Here is a 24862-nt window from a genome sequence, read left to right on the forward strand (position 1 = left end):
CAGTAAAAAACAATAATCGTTTTGATAGGTACACAAAGCTATCCACCCACCACCGAATGGCTCGTGATTACTCGCTTCGGCCTCGCCAAAGGATACCGCAGCGCTTCAAAGAATTTTCTCGGACTACACTTGGCCTCGCAAGATTGATTGCAGAATATTTAAACCAGGATGCAAGAATAAATGATCAAACACCCACTCCCTGCAGTGCTGCTGTTGCTGCTATCATTACCGGTCACCTGCCAGGCTCAAATGCTGACAAAACGCTATATTGTCGAGCTGCAACAGAATACAGGCTCTCAAGACAAAAGCTTTCCTATCCAACAGCATTATCCACACACATTGCCTAACGACCCTACAATCATTGCCAAAACAAACGACTATGCAGAGTCAAATTACCCGACAAATAACATACCATTTGGACCCGGCGGTTACGGACTAAAAACAGGCATTATTGAGTCGATTTCGTGGAATTTGCTTTACGCTTCCCATCTGCTGGTTGCCTACGAACTGACCCTGACGACCAAGGACACTTATCTAAACTCCAACATTTATTCATGGCTACCCTTTATCGTTATCGGACCGCTTTTAAACAGCTATTGGAATCCCGACTCCCCCATGTTTAACACGATTGGACAACAAGAATTGAGTCAGGATTATCCGTTTGTGATCAACACCATGACGCACAGCCCCGGAGACAACCCACAGCAAGGCCAGCCATCAACATCATCCGATCAGCAAGCCCCACAAGCCACTAACAAACGCATAGGCTATTTCACTCCTCTTCTGTATTCTAACTCTGGCAATGGTAACGAAGACCCTGAAAAAGACTCACACACTTTAGGTTTAATTTGTTTCGTCCATCCCTGTCGTGGCATTTGTCGATTCCGACCATCATCCGACAGTGAAGAGCTGGCTGAAGCAGATGAGGATTGCCCTATATGCTTTGAAAAATTTAGCAATGCGACTATTACTCCCTGTTGCTCGAAGCAAATTGACACACACTGTTTACGAAGGATGTTTCTGACCACTCCAAGTTGGTCAATGAAAACCTGCCCACTTTGCAGAGCAGACATGAATTTTTTAGCACAATCACCAGGTTTTGCTGTAAACGAACAGGCACACCATAACTTACCAACATGTGATGTGCTCATAACCGGCAGGGATGGCCAGCAGCGCCGATGCGGGAAAATCTGCAGAAACGTCAGAGCACTTTCGGCTCACAGGCGCAGATACCACTACGAACAAGAAACCTGTGACGTGACCATAATCAGGCAGGATGGCCAGCAACAGCCATGCGGAAAAGTCTGCAGGAATGCCAGAGAACTGAGGAGGCATCAAAGAATAGACCACTCCGGGCAACAAACCTGTGACTTGACCATAATCAGGCAGGATGGCCAGCCAGGGCCATGCGGGAAAGTCTGCAGAAATATCAGAGCCCTGACGAGGCACCGAGTAATGGACCACTCCGGACAACAAACCTGTGATGTGACCATAACCAGGCAGGATGGCCTGCCAAGACCATGCGGAAAAGTCTGCACGAATGTCAGAGCCATGCTGCATCACAAAAGAAGAAAGCACAGTGCCACGAACCGGTGACGCAACCGTGGCCGGAGGGGGACGGCCAGCAGCGACCCTGTGGGTCCCGGCGTGGGAACGCCTGAGCCCTTCTTATAAAAGACATAAGTCGCATAAAAGATACACAGGATCTATCACCGAATGGCTCCTGATTAGGCTCCCTCGGCTTGCCAGAGGATAGCGCAGTGCTGCAATGAATTTTTCTGGTCTACACTCGGTCTCGCAAGATTACTAGCAGAACATGTAAACCGGGATGTAAGAATAAATGAACAAACAGTCACTCTATATGACACTGCTTTTACTGCTGTCGCTATCTGCCATCTGCCATGCCCAACGATCGACACGACATTTTGTTGTCAAACTTGAACAGAATACAGGTTCTCCAGACAAAAGCTTTTCTATTCAACAGCATTACCAGAATACATTGCCGAACAACCCTTCAATCATTGCCAAAATAAACAACTATGAAGAGTCAGATGCCCCGGCCAATAACATACCACCCGGACCCGGCTGTTACGGACTAAAAACAGGCATTATTGAGTCGATTTCGTGGAATTTGCTTTACGCTTCCCATCTGCTGGTTGCATACGAACTGACCCTGACTAGCAAAGACGCCTATCTAAACTCCAACATTTATTCATGGCTACCCTTTATCGTTGTCGGCTCGCTTTTAAACAGCTATTGGAATCCCGACTCCCTCATGTTTAACACGATTGGACAACAAGAACTGAGTCAGGATTATCCGTTTTTGATCAACACCATGACGCTCAGCTCCGAAGATAACCAACAGCAAGGCCAGCTATCCGCATCATCCGGTCAGCAGGCCTCAGGAACAACCACCCGAGTTACGGGTTCTTTCACCAGCTCACTGGACTCATGCTCTGGCGAAGGTAACGGAGACCCTGAACAACACCAGCACACTTACGGTTTGGATTGTTACGTCGATTCCTGTAACGGCGTCTGTCGATTCCGACCACCGCCCGATAGCCAAGAGCTGGCTGAAGCAGGTGAGAATTGCCCTATATGCTTTGATAAATTTAGCAAGGCAATGGTTACTCCCTGTTGTTCGCAGAAAATTGACACACACTGTTTACGAAGGGTGTTTCTGAACGCTCCACGATGGTCAACAAAAACCTGCCCATTTTGCAGAGCAGACATGAATTTTTTAGCACGATCGCCGGATTTAGCATTAAGCGTAGAGACACAGCAAGACTTACCAGCTCATTATAACGAGCCCCCGGGTATCCGTTCCTCAAGAACAGCCTTTATCGCTCTCACTGAGAGAGCATTCGGGCCAAGAACCTCTAACGAGGCCGAAATCGGCGGGGATGGCCAGCAACGGCGATGCGGGAGGGTCTGCAAGAATGCCGAAGCCCTGTCATACTACAAAAGCAAATATCACACAGGGCAAAAAGCCTGCGAACTGTCCGTGATCAGCAGAGATGGCCAGTCGCGGCCATGCTTGAAGGTATGCAAAAATGTCCAAGCTCTGGCATACCACAAAGTCAAGTGCCACAGCAGACAGAAAACCCGTGACGTAACCGATGTCGGGAAGGATGGACAGCAACGTCCACGCGAGAAGGTCTGCAGAAAGACCAGAGCCCCGGTGGAGCACAAAAGAGAACATCGAAATCGCTAGCCTGATCAACGCGTTCCCTCGCTTTTAGGCCTTTTGGATCACAGCGTCGGAATGCACAGGCCCTTTCACTAAAAGACATTAATCGTCTAAAAAGATGCTCAAAGCCAACCATCTATCACAGAATGGCTCTTAATTTCACCCACCGGGCTCGCCAAAGAATGCCGAAGTGCTGCAATGAATTTTTCTGGTCTACACTTGGTCTCGCAAGATTACTTGCAGAACATGTAAACCGGGATGTAAGAATAAATGAACAAACAGTCACTCTATATGACACTGCTTTTGCTGCTGTCACTGTCTGCCATCTGCCATGCCCAACGATCGACACAACATTTTGTTGTCAAACTTGAACAGAATACAGGTTCTCCAGACAAAAGCTTTTCTATCCAACAGCATTACCAGAATACATTGCCGAACAACCCTTCAATCATTGCCAAAATAAACAACTATGCAGGGTCAGATGCCCCGGCAAATAACATACCACCCCGACCCGGCGGTTACGGACTAAAAACAGGCATTATTGAGTCGATTTCGTGGAATTTGCTTTACGCTTCCCATCTGCTGGTTGCCTACGAACTGACCCTGACGACCAAGGACACTTATCTAAACTCCAACATTTATTCATGGCTACCCTTTATCGTTGTCGGATCGCTTTTAAGCAGCTATTGGAATCCCGACTCCCCCATGTTTAACACGATTGGACAACAAGAATTGAGTCAGGATTATCCGTTTGTGATCAACACCATGACGCACAGCTTCGGAAATAACCCACAACAAGGCCAGCCATCTGCATCATCCGGTCAGCAGACCACGGGAACAACCACCCAACTTGCAGGTACTCACATCAGCCCTCTGGATTCCGGCGCTGGCGACGGTAACGGAGACCCTGAACAACATCGACATACTTACGGTTTAAATTGTTTCGTCGATTCCTGTAATGGCGTTTGTCGATTCCGACCACCATCCGATAGCAGAGAGCCAGCTGAAGCAGACGAGGAGTGCCCTATATGCTATGAAAAGTTTAGCGATACAATGGTTACTCCCTGTTGTTCGCAGAAAATTGACACGCACTGTTTACAAAGGACGTTTCAGAACGCTCCAAGATGGTCAATGAAAACCTGCCCACTTTGCAGAGCAAACATGAATTTGTTAGCACAATCGCCGGATTTTGCTGTAAGCGAAGAGGGACAGCAGGACTTACCAGATCTTTATAACCAACCCTGGGGTTTTCGTTTGGCCCCTTTCGTTTTCACCGGGATAGCAGACAGTCTAACATGTGACAATGTCATAGTTGGCGAGGATGGCCAGCCACGACCATGCGGGAGGCACTGCAGGAATAGAAGAGCCTTGGCAGAACACGTAAGAGAGTACCACTCTGGGCAACAAACCTGTGAACTGACCGTGATCGGCGAGAATGGCCAGCAAAGGCCATGCAGCAGGATCTTCCGGAGTGCCAGAACCCTGAGTTTTCACAAGAGGATACACCACCGACGGCAATGAACCTGTGACACGACCACGCCCTGGGCGCGCAGCAGCCAGCGATAGAGTTTTTTTAACAGAAGGTCTTTGATAGAAAACACGCTTGTTTTCCTGGTCTACACTTCTTCGCTTTAAATCAGAATGTAAGAAAAAAGTGATTATAAACCCAATTTTTACGGCCCTGCTGTTACTCTTGTTGTTATCTGTCACCTGCCGGGCTCAAGCATTAACAGAACGTTATATTGTCGAGCTTCAACAAAATACAGATTCTCCAGACAAAAGCTTTTCTATCGAGCAGCTTGCCCAGAGTAGATTGCCGGGCGACCCTTCAATCATTGCCAAAATAAATAACTATGAAGGGTCAGATTCCCCAGCAAATAACATACCACCCGGACCCGGCGGTTACTTGTTAAAAACGACCATTATTGAGTCGATTTCGTGGCATCTGCTCTACGCTACCAACCTGCTGTTTGTTTACGAACTGATCCTGACCAGCCACATCACCTCACAAGGCTCCAAAACTTATTCGCAGCTACCTTTAGAAGCGTTTATCGCCGTCGGCTCGCTTTTAAACAGCTATTGGAACCCCGACTCGCCGATGTTCAACCCGATTGGACAACAAGAGTCGAATAAAGATTATCCGTTTGTGATCAACACTATGACACTCAGCCCCGGAGATAACCAACAACAAGGCCAACCGTCAGAATCATCCACCCAGCAAGCCTCAGGGACAACGTCACGGCTTAGAGGCACTATCAGCAGCCGCCAGCATTCTGACTCTGGTGGCGGTGACGAAGAACCTCAACATCACCGGCATACTCTGGGTTTAAATTGTTTCACAGACAACTGTAATGGCGTTTGTAAATTCCGACAATCTGGAGCAAGACCAAAAACAAGGTCAAGGCTCTATAAGGACTCAGATCCACAGAGCTTACCTTCTGAAAAAGTCGGGTTCTCCTTTTCGCTTACTCAGACAACTTCACCTTCCCCGGCAGGGTCTTCAGAAACACAACCAACAACAGCACAAACGACGGAATTATCCCAACCGGGTCAGAGCCAGGCTCATCTTTCCCAAACAGACACAGTAAAAGCTCCGTCAGTTTTCCGAAAAGGATACTTCAGCAGTCAAAAAACCTGTGACATGCCCACGAAACGGACGAGAAGCCGACTGAGACCATGGGGGAGAGTCTGTAAGAGTTCTCACTCCTTGTCGGTGCAAATAAGTGAGCATCACAGCCGCAGGGAAAGCCCGCAGGAAGCCCTGGCCAGTATAACGCCCCCGCCCGTATCGAGGCTGTGGAAAAAATTCTGCGCTGCTTTGGGTCGGAACCAACCTGATTTTCCCCAAACAGGCACCGTAAAAGCTCCGTCAGGTAACCAAAAAAGATACAGGACCGGATCGGAAACCTGTGACTTACCCGTAGATCAACGTCCGAGGCCATGCAGACGTCTTTGCAAGAATGCTCGTCAGCTGAACAAGCAAGCAAGAATAGCGCACCTTCGGATGCCTGTTGGTGCAAACCGGGGACTCAGTCCTCCTGAAGTAAATCAAAATCATCCAACCCCAAAAAGAGGAAGAGGATAGGGGTTAATACATGGCTCAGTTTTGCTCGCTACTTTTACGACACTCGGGCCACCAAACGATACAGCCATGTTTCAAAGAATTATTAACAGGCTGTCTGTGACAGGAAAACACGACAATTTTCTTGGTCTACACTTCTTCCTCCCATCAAACCAGGATGTAAGAATAAAATGATTAAGAAGCCTCTATTTGCGGCACTGCTGTTGTTGTCTGTCACCTGCCGGGCTCAGGTATTAACAGAACGTTATATTGTTGAGATTCAACAAAATACTGGCTCTCCAGACGAAAGCTTTTCTATCAAACAGCATGATCTGCATAAATTACTGCTCCCCCCTGCAACCATTGCTAACACCAACGGCCATCCAGTCCGGGATTTCCCGGTAAATGACACGGCATTTGGGCTCAGCGTTCACGGGCTGAAAACGGTCATTATTGAGTCGATTTCGTGGCATTTGCTTTACAGCACGCCTCTGCTGGTTGCTTACGAACTGTTCCTGACTACCCACGACACCTCTCAAAGCCCCAAAATTTATTCGCGACTAGCTGTGGAAGCGTTTATCGCTGTCGGCTGGCTTTTAAACAGTTATTGGAACCCCGACTCATCGATGTTTAACACGATTGGAGAACTGCAGGCGAGTCAGGATTATCCGTTCGCGATCAACACTATGATGCTCAGCCCCGCAGATAACCAACAGCATGACCTGCGGTCAAAATCATCCAGCCAGCAAGCTTCAGGGACGGGCACCCGGCTTATGGGCACTTTCACCAGCCACGAGCATTATGCCTCTTGCGGCCGTAAAAGAGACCCTGAACTAAACCAACACACTTTTGGTTTAAATTGTTTCGCAGATGACTGTAATGGCGTTTGTCAATTCCGACAGGCAGGAGCAAGACCGGGAAAGAGGTCAAGGCTCAATAAGGACTTCGACCGACAGCCCCCTTGCAATGAGTTACCGTCACCCTTCCCGCCAGGAACTTCAGAAACACAAGAAATAACAACACATACTACAAAATCATCCCAATTGGGTCAGAGCCAACCTCATTTTTCCAAAACAGGCACAATACAAACCCTGTCAGAAGACCAAGGTCTAACGGATTATGACCCTCCGTCGGATGACGATCCCCTGTCCGATGACGACCTCATTTCAGATGACGATCCTCTGCCCGATGACGACCCCATTTCGAATGATGATCCCCTTTCAGATGAAGAACCTCTGTCGGATGATGATGAACCCCTGTCGGATGATGATGAACCCCTGTCGGATGACGAGAGCGATTACTTCATTGAACCACCAACCTGTGACATAGTATTGGGCAGGAGGGACGGCCAGTGGGAGATATGCGGGAAGGTCTGCGAGCCTTTTGAATCCCTGTCGGAACACAAAAGCACTCACCGAAGACGCCAGCCTTTTGATATGGACGAGTAGGATAACCTCAGTCCTAATATGACACCTACTCTATCGAGACTCTCTTTTTTCATAAGGTGGTCTACCCTTCTTCTCTGTAAACAGGAATGCAAGTATAGAATCATTAATCACTCACTCGTTACAGCACAGCTATTGCTGCTACTGTTGTCTCTAATCTGCCAGGCCGAACCGTGGACAGGACGTTTTACCGTTGAACTTGAACAGAATGAATACTTTCCAAACCAAAGCTTTTCTATAAAGTGTGGCCAGCCTGCAGTGTCCGGAAAGCCATCAGGCATTGCCAGCGCAGACGCCTGTTTCGGATCAGCTTCGCCGTCTGATGACAAACGACACAAACCTGAGTGTAACGGGATAACAACGATCCTTATCGATTCGATTTCGTCGCAATGGTTTTATTCTACTAACCTGCTGGTTGCTTACGAACTGACCCTGACCACTAAAGATGCCGCTCTGAGTGCTAACCCCTATTCATGGCTACCTTTAGAAACGTTTGTCGCTGTCGGCTGGCTTTTAAAAAGTTATTGGAGCCCCGGTTCACCCCTGTTAAACACGATGGAACAACAGGGGCCATCTATGTTGTCACAGGTAGATAACGGGTTTTCAGTCATTACTGTGATGTTTAACTCTGGACATAACCAACAACAAGGCCAACCATCAGAATCATCCCGCCAACAAGCCCCTGCAGCCAACAACCAGCCCACTGGCTCTTTCGCAAGGCCACTGCATTCCGACTTTGGCGGCGGTAGCCAGAGCCCTGAACAAAACCAGCATACTTTGAGTTTAAATTGTTTCGTCCATCCCTGTTATGGCGTTTGTAAATTCCGACAAACATCCGAAAGCGCCGAGGCTGCTGAATGGCAGCTGAACATCCTGGAAAGTTTGACAAGCTACACTGAAAAAACACCCAAACAAAGCTCATGCCCTCATTTGGCCGGTGGATACTGCTTTAGTTGCATGGATCATTTTGATCCTGTAGATCCGGAACAAACCAAGCCTTTCAAAACAATTAATGATCTTGCTGACGTTCAATTCCAATGCAATTCTGGTCAACTATTTCAAGCGTATGGCTCTGATAGCAACCCAGACAATAGCTGCGATACAATAAGATCAATGAGCACAGTAGCAGTCTGCATAAAGCCCCCTGCCGAGTCACTCAACCTTCAAAGTCTTTCCGAAGAAGCGGGGATTCCCTATACGGTGAACCAGACAGGCATACCACAAGAGAGGGTAACGCCTGAGAACGCTCTATCCGGAATAACACATTGCTATCAAGCCCTCTCCTGTGACGTCAAAATGGTCGGGGAAGATGGGCAGCGGCTATGCGGGAGGCTTTTCAAGAATGCTCAAACCCTGTCAAATCACAAAAATAGATGCCACACCGGACAAAAAAGCTGTACTGCAACTATCGTCGGTAATGATGGCCTGCAACAGCCATGCGGGAGGCTATTCAAAAATGTTCAAGCTCTGTCAACTCACAAACAGAGATACCATACCGGACAAAAAAACTGTAATAAAACTGTCGTCGGGAATGATGGCAATCAGCATCCATGCGGGATGGCCTTCAAGAATGCTCAAGCCCTGGCGGATCACAAAAGACTAGTGCATACCGGACAACGAATTTGTAACGTAATCCTGGTCAGGGAGGATGGCCTGCAGCAACCATGCGGAAGGGTCTGCAAGAATTCCAGAGCCCTGTCGGATCATAGAAGCGTATACCACACCAGCCAAAGAGCCTGCAGTATCATAGTGTTCGGAGAAGATGGCCTTCAGCGGCCATGCGGAAAGCTCTGCAGGAATAATAAATCTCTGTCAGATCACAAAAGAAGTGTCCATAGCGGGCAAAAAACCTGTGATGTGATAGAAATCGGAGAAGATGGACGGTCGTCGCCATGCGGAAAAATTTGCACGAGTGCCAAAACCCTGGAGGATCACAGAAGAAAACATCGAAAACGCAAGCCTGCCAGTGTGGTCCGGAACAAACCTCAGACCTCAAAAAGTTATATTGAATAAGTAAAAATCTGATCTACCTCCCGCCCTTTCGAGGCTCTTGCAAAACTCTGGTTCCCATGCTCAGGAGGGTGGTCTACTCTTCCTCACTGTACACCAGAAAGCAAGGATAGAATTATTACTCACTCACTCTTTGCGACACCTCTGCTACTTATGCTGATGTTGCCTGTCGTCTGCCAGGCCGAAGCGTCAACAAGACGTTTTATTTTCGAGCTTGCACAGGATGCAAGCTCTTCAAACCAGATTTTTTCTATACAGCGTGAACTGCCTGTATTACCGATCAAAAGGTTAGACATTGTCGATACAAACGACTACACATGGTCAGATTTACCATCGAATGAAAAACGACAGAGACATGACGATTACGGGTTTAAAGCGACCACCATTGAATCGTTTTCATGGCAATGGCTTTACACCACGAATCTGCTGGCTGCTTATGGACTGATCCTGGCCAGAAAGGATAACCCTTTACCTTATTCATGGGTACTGGTGGAATCGGTTATCGCTGTTGGATGGCTTTTAAAGAGCTATTGGAACTCGTATTCACCACTGTTTAACCCAATTGGACAAAAAGAGGCAAGTCAGGAATACACCTTTACGATCATCACTATGATGTCCGGCTCTGAACACGCGCAACATCAGGGCCAACCTTCAGAATCATCGGGGCAGCAAGCTCCACAGGTCACCACTCATCCTATAGGTTATTTCACTGCTTCTCTTAATTCTGAGTTTGGCGACGGTAACCAGGAGCCTCAAGAAGACTTACATACTTTGGGTTTACATTGTTTCGTCCGCCCCTGTCGTGGCGTTTGTACATTGCGACCATCATCCCTTGTTAGTGAGCCCGCTGAATCGCCGCTGAACTCCATAGAAAGTTCGACAGGCGACCAGAAATTCTCAATAACAGCAGAAGCTGTCTCTACAATTGACCCTGCCTGGCCACTCGATGATGGTGACTTGATTATAATCAATGGGCTACTCAATCTTCGTGATCAAAGTCCTTTCAAAGGAACCGTTACTTCCCGTGCGCTCACTCATTGCCAACAAGCCCTCTCGAATCGAAAAGACAACACCGGACAGTATACCTGTGACGCCACCGTGGTCGCTGAGGATGATCAGCAGCGACCATGCGGAAAGGTTTCCAAGAATGCATCATCTCTAGCGGTTCACAAAAGCAAATACCACACAGGGCAACAAACCTGTGCCGAAAAAGTGTTCCGGGAGGATGGCCAGCTGCAGTCATGCGGGAAGGTCTTCAAGAATGCTCGTGCCTTGTGGAATCACAAAGAAAGATGCCACACCGGACAGCAAGCTTGTGACATGATCGAAGTCGGGGAAGATGGTCAGCAGCGGCCATGCGGGAAGGTCTGCAAGAATTCTCAAGCTCTGTCGAATCACAAATACAATTACCACAGCGGGCAACAAATCTGCAATGTAAAAATACTCAAAGAGGATGGCCAACAGCGGCTATGCGGGAAGATCTGCAAGAATGTCCAAGTCCTTTCGGATCATAAAAGAAGAGCCCACACCGGTAAACAAACATGTGACTTGATCATGATCAGGGAGGATGGTCAACCGCGGCCGTGCGGAACAGTCTGCAGGAGTTCCAGAAATCTGACGGATCACAAAAGAAGAAAGCACACCGGGCAACAAACCTGTAACCTAATAGTATTCGGGAAGGGACGTCGGCAGGGGCCATGCGGAAAGGTCTGCAAGGGTGTTCAAGCCCTATCGGATCACAAAAGAGTACATCGAAAGCGCAAGCCTGCGGACGTGGACCAGAACGATAACCTCGGTCCTCAAGAAAAAAATAAATCACTAATGCTCTGAATCCGCCCTTTCATGTAGTGATCTATCCTTTCTCTCTGAAGACCAGAAGGCAGGGATAGAACTATTAAACACTCACTCTTTTCAGCGCTGCTATTGCACATACTGTCGTTATCTGTCGTTTGTCAGACAGGACTATATACAGGACATCACATTGTAAAGTTTCAAAAAAATACAGATTCCCCTAATCAGAGCTTTTCTGTAAAGCCTGACCTGAATAGATTCCAGGGAACCTCTTCAGTCATTTCCCATATAAACGGCTATACAGAATCCGATTGGCCGCCTGACAACAAACGACAAAACTCGTTCAGTCACAAGATAAAAACGAACCTTATTCATTCGATTTCATGGCAGTTGCTTTCCACCATTCACTTGCTGTTCGCTTACCAACTGATCCTGACCACCAAAGACGCCTCACCAGGCCCGGCCCCTCTTTCATGGCTTCCCTCAGAACTGATTATCGATGTCGGTTGGCTTTTAAAAGGCTGCTGGAAACCCGATTTAGCAATTTTTAACCCAATGGAACAACTTAATCTGATCGAACGACAAGAGGCGAGTCAGGATCACACATTTACGGCTATTACCCTGATGTTTAGCTCTGGACATAGCCCGCAACAATACCCTCCATCAGCATCATACGGCCAACAAGTCCCACAAGTCACTACCCGGACTACCGGCTCTTTTCCCTCCTCTCAGTATTCTGGCTCTGGCAGCGGTGGGGAAGATCCTGAACAACACCGGCATACTTTGGGCTTAAATTGTTTCATCTATCCCTGTCATGGCTTTTGTCAATTTCGATCATCATTCGATAACCGGGGGTCAGATGAATGGCCTCTGAATTCCGTAGAAAGATCATGCCCCCATCTGGCTAACGGATATTGCTTTAGTTGCATGGATCGTTTTGATTCTGAAAACGCTACACATTCCCGACAAAGCTTATCTTTCGGAACATTGAATGATTCCACTCATCGCCAACACGACTCTGATCATCTATCTGTACCAAAGGACTATGACATTGACAGCAATCCAGCCAATAGCTGCAACCCTTCAGAATCAGAGAGTAAAGTGGGCAGCAAAACAACTTACCCTGCTGTACAACAAACCTGCGACGTGACTGTAGTCGGAAAATATGGCCAGCTAAATCAGTACAGGAAGGCCCGCAAAAATGCTCAAAATCTGTTATCCCACAAAAGGAACATCCACAGCGGGCAAAGAACCTGTTTCATGACAGTGGTCGGGGAAGACGGCCAACAGCGGTCATGCGGCAAGGTCTGCAGAAATGCTCAATCTCTTTCAACTCACAGAAGCAGATATCATTCCGGGCAAAAAACCTGCGGACTGACTACGTACGGGGAGGATGGCCAGCAGCGGCCATGCGGGATGATCTGCAAGAATATGCAGGCCCTCATTGTTCACAAAAACAACTGCCACACCGAGCGAAAAATCTGCAACGTAACAGTGGTCGGGAAGGATGGCCAAAAACAGCCATGCGGGAGGGTCTGCAGTACTGCCCAATCTCTGTGGGGTCATAAGAGCAGATACCATACCGGGCAAAAAACCTGTGAAGAGATCGTGGTCCGAGAGGATGGTCAGCAGAAGCCATGTGGGAAAGTCTGCAGGAATACTCAAGCCCAGTTGGATCACAAAAAAAATGTCCACACCGGACCAAAAATCTGTGATGTGACCGTGAACTGGAAAGATGGTCAGCAGCAGCCATGCAGGAAAGTCTGCAAGAATGTTCAAGCCCTGGTGGACCACAAAAGAAAAGTCCATACCAGACAACAAACCTGTAACATGACAGTGATCGGAAAGAATGGTCTGCAGCAGCCATGTGGAAAAGTATCCAGAAATGCCATGGCTCTGTCGATACACAAAAGCAAATTCCACAGCGGGCAAAAAACCTGTGAAGTAACCATAGTCGGGGAAGATGACCAACCGCGACCATGCAGGACGGTCTGCAAAAATGCAAGCGCCCTCTCATATCACAAAATCAAAGTCCATAGTGGGCAAAAAGTCTGTCATGCGATGCTGGTCGGAAAAGATGATCCACAACAACCATGTGGAAAGATGGGCAGGAATACCAGAGCGCTGACTGATAACAAAAGAGCACATCGAAAACGCAAGCCTGATAGCACATAACTTCAAACCTTAATCTAAACAACACCTTTATGAGGAAGACACAAAAACAATCCTATTTTCTTGATATATCCTTCGTCTCTGTCAGTCATAAGGCAAGGCTAGAATTATCAAACACTTACTCTTTACGACACTGTTGTTGGCGCTTTTGTTGTCTGTTATTTGTCAAGCCGATGCGTTGACAAGACGTTTTATTGTCGAACTCGGACAGGATGCAGGCTTGCCAAATCAGAACTTTTCTATAAATTCTGACCGGCAGACATTGTCTGGCAACCCGACAGACATTGATCTTGAAAACGGCTACGCAGCCTCAGATTCGCCGCCTGATGACAAACGACACAGATCTTATAGTTACAGAGTAAAAACGCCACTTACTGAGTCGATTTCGTGGCAATTGCCTGACATCAGGAATCTTCTGGTTGCTTACGAACTGATCCTGACCGTCAACCCCAAACCTCTTAGACCCAACCCTTATTCCGGACTACCTGTCGAAGTGGGTATCGCTCTCGGCTGGCTTTTCAAAAGCTATTGGAACCCCGACTCAATGCTTTTTAATCCTACTAGACAACATTTTTTATCTATATTGAAACAGGGGAAAAACCTGTTCCAGATCGTCACTGTGATGTATGGCTCTGGATATGACCCAGCAAAATACCCGTCATCAGAATCATCCGGACAACAAACCCCGAGAACCCATACCCACACTAAAGGCACTTTCACTAGCCTCTTGAATCATGGGTATAGCGACGGTGACGAAGGCCCTGAACAAGAACAACATACATTGGGTTTAAATTGTTTCGTCTACCCATGCCGTGGCGTTTGTAGATTCAGATCATCATTTGATAGCAGAGAGCCCGCTGAAAAGGCTTTGAATTCCGAAGAAAGATCGACAGGCGACAAAGGAGAAACACCCGGACAAAGTTCATGCTCTCATTTAGCCAATGGATACTGTTTTAGTTGTCTGGATCACTCTTATTCTCTAAACATTGCTTGTTCGCAACAAAACACACGTCCAGAAACAAGGGATTATTTTCCTGGCATACAAACCCAATACACTTCCAGCCAGCTATCAGAGCCACAGAACCATGACATTGATAACAACGCTTCAAACGATGTCGCCATTGACAAGGTCGTCTTAGATCAGGCCGACTTTAATTTTATAAGTACACTAGCCGCCTTTAAAACTGTCGCTAACGAGCCACTCGGTGATGAAGTAACAATGCCTGTTAATTTGTCTTCAATCACTGATAATTTTGCGGTCATGGATGAGTCAGTCAGTCCTGAAAGTCTACCCGAAGAAATCGGGATTTCCTTTACACCAACCCAGACGGGTACAGTACAAACTTCTTCAGTATCTGACAATGTCCTGCTCGAAACGGCACATTTTCAACAAGAAGCTCAGTCGATTCACAAAAGCAAATACCACAACTGGCAAGTCTGTGACTACAAAACAGCTGGAAAGGATGGCCAGTCGCGACTCTGCGGAACAGTCTGCAAGAATGCCAAGGCCCTGACGTGTCACAAGAGCAGATATCACAGCGGGAAAAAAATCTGTGACATAATCGTGGTCGGGGAGGATGGCCAGCAAAGGCCATGCTGGAAAGCCTGCAAGAATGCTAAAGCTCTGTCGGATCACAGGAAAAGAGACCACACCGGACCACAAATCTGTCAGGTGACTGTCGTCGGGGAGGATGGCCAGCAGCGGCCGTGCGGGAAGTCCTGCAAGAATGTTCCGGCCCTGTTGACTCACAAAAGCGCATACCACAACGGCCAGCAACGAATCTGTAACATGATCGTGGTCGGGAAGGATGGCCAGCGAAGGCCATGCTTGAAAGCCTGCATGCATGCTAAAGCTCTGTCGGATCACAGGAACAGATACCACACCGGACCACAAATCTGTGAGGTGACTGTCGTCGGGGAGGATGGCCAGCAGCGGCCATGCGGGAAGGCCTGCAAGAATATTCTTGCCCTGTACACTCACAAAAGCGGATACCACACCGGCGAGCCAATCTGTGATGTATCCGTGTTCGGGGAAGATGGCCAGCGTCGGCCATGCGGGAAGGTCTGCAATAGTGCCGCGGCCCTGGCACGCCACAAAAACAAATGCCACACCGGGACAAGAACCTGTAACATGCCCGTGATTGGGGAAGATGGCCAGAAAAGGCCATGCGGAAAGGTCTGTAAGAATAAACTTGTATTTGCGTATCACAAAACCGCATACCACTGCGTGCAGCCAACCTGTGACGTAATCGTAATCGGGGAAGATAGCCAGCAACGACCATGCGGGATGGTCTGTAAGAATGTTCGATGTCTGTCATCTCACAAAAGCAGATATCACGGCGGGCAACAAACCTGTGATGTGGTAATCGTCTCAGAGGATGGTCAGACGCAGTCCTGTGGGACAGTCTGCCCTCATCCTTTAGCCCTTTGGAATCACAAAAAAAGAAATCACTGCGAACAAAAAAACTGTAACCTGACCGTGATCGGGAAAGATGGCCGGCAGCAGCCATGCGGGAAGGTCTTTAAGAATGCTCAATATCTGTCATCTCACAAAGGCAGATACCACGGAGGGGAGAAAACCTGTGACGTGCCAGTCGTCTCAGAGGATGGCCAGACGCAGCCTTGCAGGACGGTCTGCATCAATGCTCAAGCCCTGAAGAATCACAAAAGAAGAGATCACGGGGAGAAACAAACCTGTTACCTGACATTAGTCGGAGAAGATGGCCAGAAAAGGCCATGCGGGGTGGTCTGCAAGAATGCTTCATCCATGTCTGATCACATGAGAAGACATCGAAAACGCCAACATGTTGATGTGAACCAGAACGATGAACACCGTCCTTGAACTGACATCGACCCTTTCATGAGGTGATCTATCCTTCCTCCTTTAAACAGATAAGGATAGAATTATTAAACATTCACTCTTTGCTGTAACGCTTTTACTGCTGCTGTCATTATCTGTCTTCAGTCAGACCGAGCCTGGAACAGGACGTTTTATTGTCAGAATTGAAGTAACAGCAAGTTATCAAAAACAAAACTTTTCTATAAAGCCTTACCGTCGTGCATTGTCGAGCTCACCGTCAGACATTGCCAACACAATCAGCTTCACAGGACCAGATTCGCTGCTTGATGACAAAGGAGACAGACTGGGTTCTTACGGAGTAAAAACGCCCGTTATCGAATCATTTTCCTGGCAACTGCTTTACCTCACGAATCTACTGGTTTCTTTCGAGCTGATCCAGACCACCAAAGACGTCCTTCAAATCCCTGATTCTTATCTATGCCTACCTGTAGAAATAGTTATCGCTGTCAGTTGGCTTTTAAAAGGCTGTTGGCCCCCTGATTCACGATTGTTTAACCCGATTAAACCACTGATCGAACAACAAGAAGCGAGTCAAAACCAACCGTTTATGATCACCATTGTGATGATTGGCCCCAGACAGCAACAACAGAGCCAGCCATCAGATTCAACCTGCCAAGAGTCTGCAGGAACAACCATTCATTATAAAGGCTCCTTCACTCCTCCCATAAATTCTGGCTCTGGTGATGGTGAAGAAGATCCTCAACAACACTCACATACTTTCGGTTTCAATTGTTTCGCCTATCCCTGTCATGGTATTTGTCTATTCCGACCATCATCCGATAGTGGCGAACCAGATGAATGGCTAGTGAATTCCATAGAAAGATCATGCCCCCATTTGGCTGGTGGATATTGCTTTAGTTGCATAGATCATTTTCATTCTCAAAACACCACAGATTCCCGGGAAAGCTCGCCTTTCGGAACACCGGATGATCTTTTTGACATTCAGCGTCAATATGACTTTGATCTGCTATTTAAGCTGCCGTCACACGACACTGGCAGCCACTTTGCCAATATCTGCAACCCTGAACAATCAGCAAGTGCAGGGGACGCTCATACGACTCCTGACGACGGGCAAAAAACCTGCAACGCATTCGTAGTGGGGAAAGATGGCCAGCTGCGGCCATGCAGGAAGGTCTGCAAGAATGCTAAAACTCTGTCATCTCACAAAGCCAACGTGCACAATGGGCAAAGAACCTGCGAGCTAACAGTGGTCGGAAAAGATGGCCAGCAGCAGCCATGCGGGAAGGTCCTCAAAAATGCTCAATCTCTTTCATCCCACAAAAACAGATACCACTCCGGACATAAAACCTGTGACGTATACGTGATCGGTGAGGATGGCCAGAAACGGCCATGCGGGACGAACTGCAAGAACGCTCAGGCCCTGACGGTTCACAAAAAAAAACACCACACAGGACAACAAGCCTGTAGCGTGATCGAGGAGGGGATGGATAAACAGCTGCAAAAATACGGGTCGATCTGCCTGAATGCCCAGACCCTGCAGATTCACAAAAGCAATTACCACACCGGGCAAAAAACTTGTGACGTATCCATGGTTGGGGAGGACGGTCAGAAGCGACCATGCGGTAAGATCTTCAAGAATCATCGAGACCTGTGGGATCACAAAAAAAAAGATCACTCCGGGCAACAAACCTGTGACTTGACAGTGCACGGGGAGAATAGACAGCCGCGGCCATGCGGAAAAGTCTGTAAGAATGCCAAAGCCCTGACGGACCACAAAAGCAGAGGCCATAGCGGACAACAAACCTGTGCCATAAATGTGATCGGGGAAGATGGTCAACCTCGTCCATGTGGGACGGCCTGCAAGAATGCGCGTGTCCTCAGATATCACAAATTAAGCGCCCACACCAGCCAACAAACCTGTGAAGTGAACCTAGTCGGGGAGAATGGTGAGCCACGGCCATGCGGAAAAGTCTGCAAGAATGCCAAAGCTCTGACGGATCACAAAAGAAGACATCGGAAACGCAAACGTGCTGATGTGGATCAGGAGGATAAACTCCATCCCCGAACTGATACCCATCCTTTCATAAAATGATCTATCCTCCCCGTCAGTAGAGAACAATGCAAGGATAGAGTTTCACTCTTTTCAGCACCGCTTTCGCTGCTACTCTTGTCTGTCAGCTGCCGGGCAGTCACTCATAAATTGCCCATAAAGCGGTTATGATGACCCAGCTTCGCCGCCTGATGAAAAACGACACAAATTGGGCATCAACGGGCTTTCTGTAAACCAGAATACAGGGATAGAATTATTAAACACTCCCTCTTTGCAATACTTCTATTGCTTTTGCTGTCGTTATCCTTCGTCTGCCAGGCCAGACCCTTGACAAGATATTTTATTGTCGAGCTTGGCCAGGATGCAGATTTTCCAGACCAGACCTTCTCTATAAAGCGTACGCAGAACTCACTGCCCGGCAACCCGTCAGTGATTACCGAAACAAACGGCCATGAAGAATCAGATTCGTTGCCTGATCACAAGAGACACAGTTCGAGAGGTTTCCGGATAAAAACCACCCTTATTGAGTCAGTTTCATGGCAGTTGCTTTACGTCACAAACCTGCTGTCTGCTTACGCACTGATCCTGAACATCGAAGACGCTCCACTGTGCCCAACCCCTTATTCGTGTTTACCTTTAGAAGTGATTGTCGCTGTCAGTTGGCTCTTAAAAAGCTATTGGTATCACGATTCAACGCTGTTTAGGCCAATTGAACAACTGGCGACGTTTGCAACCATCACAGCGATGTTCGGCTCAGGATCTAGCCTGCCACAATGCCAGCCATCAGGATCATCCGGTCAGCAAGCCTCAAATTTAGCTCCTCAGTTTACAGACTATTCCACCAGCTTCCATTATTCTGGCTCTGGCCGACGATAAGGGAGATCCTCAACAACACATGCATACTATGGGTTTAAATTGTTACGTGTATCCCTGTCAAGGTGTTTGTACATAGCGGGTATCTTCCGGTAGCAGAGATTCAGTTGAATGGCTGCTGAATTTCGAAACAAGTGCAACAGGCTACACAGGAGCAATATCCGGACAAAGCTCATGCCCTCATTTGAACAGTGGACACGACTATAGTTGCGTAAGTCATTTTAAGCCTCTAAACGCTAGAGATACCCAACAAAGGTCGCTTATCGAGCTATGGAACAATCTTACTTGCATTCAACCCCTATTCGACTCTGAACAACTCTCGGAGGCAACTACATATGACGTTGATGACAGCCCGTCCAAGCCAGCCGATGCCAATTGTCTTCTCGAAGAAATCGGCATTTCCATTACGCTTAACCATTCAGAAACACAACCAAAAACCACCGAATCGTGCCAATTGGGTCAGCCCCAACCTTACCTTTCTGAGACAGACGCATTACAGGTCCCGTTAGCAAGCAACGACACTACCTATAACCTCACCGTTGTCGAGGAGAATGGCCAGTCGCGACCATGCGGGGCGGTCTGCAAGAATCCCAAGGCTCCGGCTTGTTACAAAAGCAGATACCACAACAGGCGACAAACCTGTAGCATGATCGTGGACGGGCAGGATGGCCACCAACGGCCGTGAGGAAAATTCTTCAAGAATGCGCAATCTCTCTACTCTCAAAAAAAGCAGAATCCACAAAGGGCAAAAAAAAATTCGTGACATACCCATGGGAAGATGATGATCAGCAGCCGAGCAGAATTTGCAATAAGTAACTGGTTAGGTATTTAATAACAATATTCTGTGAGATCATGTTCTGTGGATCAGAAAAAAACACATCAGAAGCACAAGTCTGTTGATGCAAGTCAGGACGATGACTTCGATTCTCAAGAAGGCAAAGTAAACACAGTAAAGTGAATAAGTAACGATCTGATACTCATCCTTTCAAACACATTTATTTTCTTGATCTATCCTTCATCTCTGTAAACCATAATACATTGACAGAATTATTAAACACTCACTCTTTACAACACTGCTGTTGTTACTTTCGCTGTCTGTCGTCTGTCAGGCCAAACCTTTGACAAGACGTTTTATTGTCGAACTTGGACAAGATGCAGGCTTTCCAAACCAGAGCTTTTCTATAAAGCTTAAGCTGAACACGTTGCCGGGCAACCCGTCAGTCATTGCTGAAAAAAACAGCTATGGAAGACAAGATTCGCCGCCTGATAATAATCGACAAGAATCATTCGGTTACGAAATAAAAACGAGCATCATTCAGTCAAGTTCCTGGCAGTTACTTTACGCTACTTACCTTCTGGTTGCGTTCGAACCGATCCTTACCACCAAAGACGCCCCTCTATGCGCCACCCCTTATTCATGGCTACTTGTAGAAGTGGTCTTCGCTTTCAACTGGCTTCTAAAGAACTATTGGAATCGCGACTTATTGCAGTTTAATCGGGTTGAACAACCAGCGACGTATACAACCATCACTGCGATGTTTAGCCCGACACACAATCCATCACAAACTCAACAATCAGAATCATCATGCCAGGAACCCTCAAAGGCAACTACCCACTCCACAGACTATTTCAATAGACTCCTGTATTCTGGCTCTGGCAACGGTAACGGAGACCCTAAACGACATCTGCATACTATGGCTTTCAGTTGCTATGTCTATCCTTGTCATGGTGTTTGTAAATACAGTCCATCATACGGAACGACACCCGAACAAAGCTCATGCCCTCATCTGACCAGTGAATACTGCTATAGTTGCGTAAGTCATATTAAACCTGTTAACGCTACAGATATCGAACAAGAATCGCTTTTCGAACGATGGAATGATCATTCTTACATTCAACCCCTATTCGATTTTGACCAACTATCCGAGCCAGATCTGCATGACATTGATGTCAACCCAACAGAAACACTCGACCACGAATTACCAATGCCCGGGAGTTTGCTGTCTGGCATCGTTAATTTCGCAAACACTAATCGGCCAATCTATGTAAATAGTTTTCTCGAAGATGTCAGTATTCCTATTAGGCTTAATCATTCAGAAACACAACAAAAAACTACCGAATCATCCCAATTGAATCAGAACCAACCTCATCTTTCTGAGACAAACGCACTACAGTTGCCGCCAGCAATTAAAGACCACACTGGGCAGGTGGCTTGTAGCGTGACCGTGGATGAGGAGGGTAGCCGACCGCGACCATGCGGTGTAGTCTGCAAAAATGCCATTGCCCTGAGAAATCACAAAAGCAGATGCCACACTGGGCAAAAAACCTGTCACGTAACAGTGGTTGGCCAAGATGGCCTGAAGCGGCCTTGCGGGACGGTCTACAAGAATGCTCAATCCCTGTCGTCCCATAAAAGGAGAGCCCACAACCAGCAGAAAAAAACCTGTGAACTGGGCGTGATCGGGAAGGATGGTCTGCCACGGCCATGCGGGAAAGTCTGCAAAAATGCGCCATCTCTGGCGGTTCACAAAAGCAGATACCATACCGGGCAACAAATCTGTGATGCCGCCCTGGTCGGGGAGGATGGCCAACAGTGGACATGCGGGATGATCTGCAAGAATGCTCAAACCTTGTCGGATCACAGAAAAAGAGACCATAGTGTGCAAAAAACCTGTGGCACAATAGTGGTCGAGGACAATGGCCTGCGGCATATATGCGGCAAAACCTACAAAAATCCTTATGCCCTGTCGGCTCACAAAAGAAAAGATCACTGCGAGCAAAAAACCTGTTATGTGACAGTAATCGGACAGGATGGCCTGTCGCGGAGATGCGGGTTGGTCTGCAGCAATGCACGGACCCTGTCACATCACAAAAGAACACATCGAAAACACAACACTTTTAATATCAGTGACGACAAGTAACTCAGCCCCTGATCTGACACTCACCCTTTCATAAGGTTGTGCCCGTTACAGCCTTAGTTTTTTAATAGAGTTTTTTTAACATAAGGTCTTTGACAGAAAAACACTCTTATTTTCTTGATCTATCCTTCCTCTCTGTAACCCGTAAAACAAGGATAGAATTATTAAACACGCATCCCTTGCAACCCTGCATTTGCTGGTATTGTTCTTATCTGTCTTCTGTCAGGCTGAAGCATTGACAAGACATTTTATTGCCGTGCTTGAACTGGATACAGGTTTTCCAAATCAGAACTTTTCTATGAAGAATAACCCGCGTACTTTGTCAGGCAGTCCAACAGACATTGACGACATACCCAGCTATGCAGGATCTGATTCGCCGCATGATCACAAACGACACAAATCTGGTGGTTATAAAGCAAAAACGATAATCATTGAGTCGACTTCGTGGCAATGGCCTTACATCACTCATCTGCTGGTTGCTTTCGAACTGATCCAGACCAGCAGAGACATCCCTCTAAGCTCACACAGTTATTCATGGCTACCTGTAGAAGCGTTTATCACGGTCGGTTGGCTTTTAAAAAGCTATTGGAACCATGGTTCACCACTGTTTAAGCCAATTGAACAACAAGAGGCGACATCTTTGCTGACACAGGGGGATCAGTCCTTTGCGATCACGACTATGATGTCTGGCTCTGGACATAACCAACAACAAGGCCAGCCATCAGCATCATCTGTCCAGCAAGCTTCACATTATTCCACTCAGCCTACAAACTATTTCACTGGTCTCATGTATTTTGACTCAAGCGGGGGTAGGGGGGGCTCTGGACTACACTCACACACCTTTGGTCTAAATTGTTTCGTCCATCCATGTCGTGGCGTTTGTCAATTGCGATCATTATCCTATCACCACTTATATTCTTTATACGGTTTGACTGGTTTATCCGACTCGTCCGATTCGTCTGACTCGTCCGATTCGTCTGACTCGTCCGATTCGTCCGATTTATCCGATTCATCCGACTTATCCGATAGCGAAGAGCTGAATCCCGAAGAAAGTTCGACAGGGCACGCAGAATATAATTGCAACTATATGTACGGAGCCCTCTTAAACGAGGTCGCATCAGACTCAGTAGATGCAGAGAAGACCGATAGAGTTGGCCCTGCCGGGCAAAAAATCTGTAACTTATCAGTGACCGGGAAGGATGGTCAGAAGCAGCCATGTGGGTCAGTCTTCAAGAATGCTCGATCACTGTCTTCACACAAAAGCAGATACCACAGCGGCCAAAAAATCTGTAGTCTAACCGTGTTTGAGGCGAATAACCGGCCGCGACCATGTGGGAAGCTCTGCAAGAATGCTAAAGCCCTGTCGGATCACAAAGGAAAATTCCACTCCGGACAGAGAATCTGTAAAGTGATCATTGTCGGGAAGGATAGTCAAAAGCAGCCATGCGGGGTAGTCCTCAAAAATGCTCAATCACTGTCTTCACACAAAAGCAGATACCACAGCGGCCAAAAAATCTGCAGTCTAACCGTGTTTGAGCCGAATAACCGTCCGCGACCATGTGGGAAGCTCTGCAAGAATGCTAAAGCTCTGTCAGATCACAAAGGAAAATACCACACCGGGCAAAGAACCTGTAACTCAAAATTGATCAGGGAGGATGGTCGGCAGAAACTGTGCCAGATGAACTTCAGAAATTCCAGAGTCCTGTTGGATCACAAAAGCAGATACCACTCAGCGCAAAAAAACTGTGACTTCACTGTGTTCGCAGAGGATGGCCAGCCACGACCATGCGGGAGGATCTGCATGAATACCAGAGCCCTGTTGGATCACAAAAGAAAAGACCACACTGGACAAAAAACCTGCGACGTGACATTGGTCGGGGAGGATGGCCAGCCGCGATCATGCGGGAGGGTCTATAAGAATGCTAAAGCCCTGTCGGATCACAAAAGCAAAAGCCACAGCAAGCAAAAAATCTGTGACGTAATCATTTTCTCAGAGCACAGCCAGCCTCGACCCTGCGGGAAGGTCTGCAAGACTTCTCAGGTCCTGTCAGCTCACAAAACCAGAGTCCACAGCGGGCAACGAACCTGTGACCGGACCGTGATCGGTGAAGATACTCGTCCACGCCCATGCGGGGCGGTCTGCAAGAGTTCCAAAGCCCTATCGGATCACAAAAGACAAGAGCACAGCGGGCAACAAACCTGTGACGTGGCCGTGATCGAAGAGGATGGCCGGCAGCAACTGTGCGGGAAGATTTACAAGAGTCCTCAAGCCCTGTCGAATCACAAAAGAACACATCGAAAACGCAAGTCCGTTGATGTGGAACAAGACCAGGACCTCCGTTTTCAAGAAGTTAAAGTGCATAAGTAACAGTCTGATAATCGACCTGTCATAAACACACTTATTTTCTTGATCTATCCTTTGTCACTGTACGCCGGAACGCAAGGATAGAATTATTAAACACTTACTCTTTACGGCACTGCTGTTACTGCCGCTGTCTGTCATCTGCCAGCCCAAACCGTTAACAAGACGC

The 24862-nt window shown here is 47.5% G+C and carries 14 protein-coding genes; all 14 read left to right on the forward strand.

Translation table 11 applies throughout. The features are described from left to right. The first annotated feature begins 180 nt into the window (after positions 1–180). Positions 181–1596 carry a hypothetical protein gene (locus tag P6910_RS20525; protein ID WP_317143114.1) on the forward strand — a complete coding sequence of 472 codons (1416 nt, stop codon included), beginning with the start codon at positions 181–183 and terminating at the stop codon, positions 1594–1596. Between the two features lie 244 nt (positions 1597–1840). Continuing rightward, the gene (locus P6910_RS20530) at positions 1841–3214 is read left to right on the forward strand and encodes a hypothetical protein (RefSeq protein WP_317143115.1); all 1374 of its coding nucleotides are present in this window, start codon (positions 1841–1843) and stop codon (positions 3212–3214) included. Between the two features lie 246 nt (positions 3215–3460). Beyond that, positions 3461–4711, forward strand: coding sequence for a hypothetical protein (locus P6910_RS20535; protein ID WP_317143116.1), 1251 nt, complete (start codon positions 3461–3463; stop codon positions 4709–4711). A gap of 172 nt (positions 4712–4883) precedes the next feature. Continuing rightward, positions 4884–6275, forward strand: coding sequence for a hypothetical protein (locus tag P6910_RS20540; protein ID WP_317143117.1), 1392 nt, complete (start codon positions 4884–4886; stop codon positions 6273–6275). A gap of 167 nt (positions 6276–6442) precedes the next feature. After that, positions 6443–7699 carry a hypothetical protein gene (locus tag P6910_RS20545; RefSeq protein WP_317143118.1) on the forward strand — a complete coding sequence of 419 codons (1257 nt, stop codon included), beginning with the start codon at positions 6443–6445 and terminating at the stop codon, positions 7697–7699. A 144-nt stretch (positions 7700–7843) separates the two neighbouring features. After that, positions 7844–9709, forward strand: a complete 1866-nt coding sequence (locus P6910_RS20550) for a hypothetical protein (protein WP_317143119.1) — start codon at positions 7844–7846, stop codon at positions 9707–9709. A 156-nt stretch (positions 9710–9865) separates the two neighbouring features. Then, positions 9866–11536 (forward strand): hypothetical protein, encoded by a 1671-nt coding sequence (locus P6910_RS20555; RefSeq protein ID WP_317143120.1) that lies wholly within the window; start codon positions 9866–9868, stop codon positions 11534–11536. 93 nt (positions 11537–11629) lie between these two features. Next, on the forward strand, positions 11630–13672 hold the full coding sequence (locus P6910_RS20560) for a hypothetical protein (RefSeq protein ID WP_317143121.1): 2043 nt from the start codon (positions 11630–11632) through the stop codon (positions 13670–13672). 148 nt (positions 13673–13820) lie between these two features. Then, positions 13821–16511: a hypothetical protein gene (locus P6910_RS20565; protein ID WP_317143122.1), complete on the forward strand. Its 2691-nt coding sequence runs from the start codon at positions 13821–13823 to the stop codon at positions 16509–16511. Between the two features lie 220 nt (positions 16512–16731). Then, on the forward strand, positions 16732–18582 hold the full coding sequence (locus tag P6910_RS20570; RefSeq protein WP_317143123.1) for a hypothetical protein: 1851 nt from the start codon (positions 16732–16734) through the stop codon (positions 18580–18582). A gap of 285 nt (positions 18583–18867) precedes the next feature. Continuing rightward, positions 18868–19416, forward strand: a complete 549-nt coding sequence (locus P6910_RS20575) for a hypothetical protein (protein WP_317143124.1) — start codon at positions 18868–18870, stop codon at positions 19414–19416. Between the two features lie 181 nt (positions 19417–19597). After that, a complete protein-coding gene (locus P6910_RS20580) occupies positions 19598–20098 on the forward strand; it encodes a hypothetical protein (protein WP_317143125.1) in 501 nt (166 codons plus the stop codon). Positions 20099–20531: 433 nt separating this feature from the next. Continuing rightward, positions 20532–22334 carry a C2H2-type zinc finger protein gene (locus tag P6910_RS20585; protein WP_317143126.1) on the forward strand — a complete coding sequence of 601 codons (1803 nt, stop codon included), beginning with the start codon at positions 20532–20534 and terminating at the stop codon, positions 22332–22334. 232 nt (positions 22335–22566) lie between these two features. Then, positions 22567–24699 (forward strand): hypothetical protein, encoded by a 2133-nt coding sequence (locus tag P6910_RS20590; RefSeq protein WP_317143127.1) that lies wholly within the window; start codon positions 22567–22569, stop codon positions 24697–24699. The last annotated feature ends 163 nt before the right edge of the window (positions 24700–24862 follow it).

It is taken from the genome of Endozoicomonas sp. 8E, from assembly GCF_032883915.1.
In the GTDB taxonomy this organism is placed as follows: Bacteria; Pseudomonadota; Gammaproteobacteria; order Pseudomonadales; family Endozoicomonadaceae; genus Endozoicomonas_A.

Coding starts and splice junctions, on each gene's coding strand:
- P6910_RS20525 (WP_317143114.1), top strand. CDS start 181: ATGATCAAACACCCACTCCCTGCAGTGCTGCTGTTGCTGCTATCATTA.
- P6910_RS20530 (WP_317143115.1), top strand. CDS start 1,841: ATGAACAAACAGTCACTCTATATGACACTGCTTTTACTGCTGTCGCTA.
- P6910_RS20535 (WP_317143116.1), top strand. CDS start 3,461: ATGAACAAACAGTCACTCTATATGACACTGCTTTTGCTGCTGTCACTG.
- P6910_RS20545 (WP_317143118.1), top strand. CDS start 6,443: ATGATTAAGAAGCCTCTATTTGCGGCACTGCTGTTGTTGTCTGTCACC.
- P6910_RS20555 (WP_317143120.1), top strand. CDS start 9,866: ATGTTGCCTGTCGTCTGCCAGGCCGAAGCGTCAACAAGACGTTTTATT.